The 1935-nt window shown below is 64.9% G+C and carries 1 protein-coding gene; it reads right to left on the reverse strand.

Annotation, left to right across the window (positions count from 1 at the left end; genetic code table 11):
- Positions 1 to 72: 72 nt before the first annotated feature.
- A complete protein-coding gene (gene ltrA / locus NKI20_RS33465) occupies positions 73 to 1389 on the reverse strand; it encodes a group II intron reverse transcriptase/maturase (RefSeq protein ID WP_352838248.1) in 1317 nt (438 codons plus the stop codon).
- Positions 1390 to 1935 lie beyond the last annotated feature (546 nt).

A 1935-nucleotide genomic window follows, 5' to 3' on the forward strand; every position in this document is an offset into this window, starting at 1 on the left:
GCATCGGGTAGGGAGGCGCTTCGCAGCGCCCCCCTCCCACACCACCGTACGAGCGGTTCCGCATACGGCGGTTCATGCAGTTTGGTTTAGGCTTCGGTTCATCTGTAAGAGCGATTTCAGCCCGAGCTGATCGAAGAAGGTCTTTCGAAAGGCGGCGTTCATGTGACTGGCCCCTGCATTCCACCAGGGTCCGCGTCCGTTGGTAGCGGACACCCACGCTCGAGCCTTGTCGATGCCTCTTTGCATCAGTTGTCTGGCTCGGGCCGACGGCCGCTTCCACTGACGCCAGAGGATGGTGCGCAGTTTGCGCCGTATCCAGCCATCGAGTTCCTCGAAGACCCCCTTCACCTGTGCCAGCCGGAAGTATCCGATCCAGCCTCGCAGGATAGGGGTGAGGGCTTCGATGGTACGCGCCATGGATTGGCCGCGCCCGACCCGGAACTGTTCACGTAGCTTGTCCCGCAACCGGATCACGCTTTTGGCCGCGACCCTGAGGCGCGGCTCGCGGTGAGCCGTCACAGTAAAGCCAAGGAACGTCCGCTTCCAGGGACGGTCAACCGCACTCTTTGCGCGATTGACCGTCAGCCGCAGCCGCTCGGTCAGGAACCGTGTGAGCGACGCCATCACCCGCAGGCCGGCACGCTCGGACCGTACATAGATGTTGCAGTCGTCAGCGTAGCGGCAGAAGGCATGGCCGCGTCGTTCGAGTTCCTTGTCGAGGTCGTCGAGCAGGATGTTCGACAACAACGGCGACAAGGGGCCGCCCTGCGGCGTTCCCTCGCTGCGCGTCGTCGCCAGCCCGCCCGTCATCAATCCGGCTTGCAAGTAGCGGCGGGTCAACCGCAGCACCCGCTTATCACCGACCCGGCGGGCCACCCGTGCCATCAGCACGTCGTGGTTCACCCGGTCGAAGAACTTCTCCAGATCAAGATCGACCGCAAAGCGGAGGCCGCCGGCCACATAGGACCGCGCAGCCAGGACCGCTTGGTGGGCACTGCGTCCCGGCCGGAAGCCGTAGGACGAGTTGGAGAAGCCCGGATCGAACAGCGGCATCAGCACCTGATGCATCGCCTGCTGGATCAGCCGATCCACGACCGTCGGGATGCCCAGTTGGCGCGTCCCCCCGCCGGGCTTGGGGATTTCCACCCCGCGCACCGGTGCCGGTCGGTATCGGTCTGCCAGCAGTTCTTCCTTGATGGCCGCCCAATGCGCCACGAGATATCCTCGCAAATGCCCGACCGTGAGGCCATCGACCCCCGGCGCGCCCTTGTTGGATTCCACGCGACGCAGCGCCGCCATCATGTTCTCGCGGCTGAGGATCATCTCCAGCAGTCCCGCTTCTGCCTCCGGTCGGAACTCCGTGTCTGCCGTGACGTTTGACCCGTCCATCTCCTGCTCTCGCGGCTTCCGGCCGCTATCCTCGGAGGGGATGCGGGGCATCTCAGTCCCGCTGCCTAGGTCTCTGCTCGTCATCGAAGAACCGGCTCCTTCCGGTACTGCATGTTCGGCCCTTCACCGTTCGGTCCGGCTACTACGGCCTCTGCTGACTTCTGCCGACCCATCCCGCCGCCTCACGACGCCGGTAGCACACCCGTCACCGGGGGCAGGCCGACAGACCTCCCAGGGTAAGACACGCGACCTTCGCTTCATCCACCTGTCGCATATACGCCGCTACCCTCCGGATGACTTTGGGCTTCAGGTCTTTTGGCCCCCTCGCCCGGGTCACGTCGCCTCATGCGCTTCCTGTTCGTCAGGCCGAAGCTTTGCCTACACCTTCCTTCAGACCCCGCCTCGCGGCGACGCCCTTGGTGTTCAGCTAGCGGTTCCCGTCATCAGGGCCCGCAGGGGACTTCCACCCCCAAGTCGCCTGAACCACCACCACAGCGGTCCAGGCAGCGCCAGTCACGGCGCTACGCGCCATGCCTGGCGCACCAA

The sequence above is a fragment of the Mesorhizobium sp. M0830 genome (assembly GCF_040319965.1).
Classification (GTDB): Bacteria; Pseudomonadota; Alphaproteobacteria; order Rhizobiales; family Rhizobiaceae; genus Mesorhizobium.

Bases quoted from the DNA above. Each gene is read 5' to 3' on its own strand.
- ltrA (WP_352838248.1), bottom strand. From the start codon at position 1,389: ATGGACGGGTCAAACGTCACGGCAGACACGGAGTTCCGACCGGAGGCA.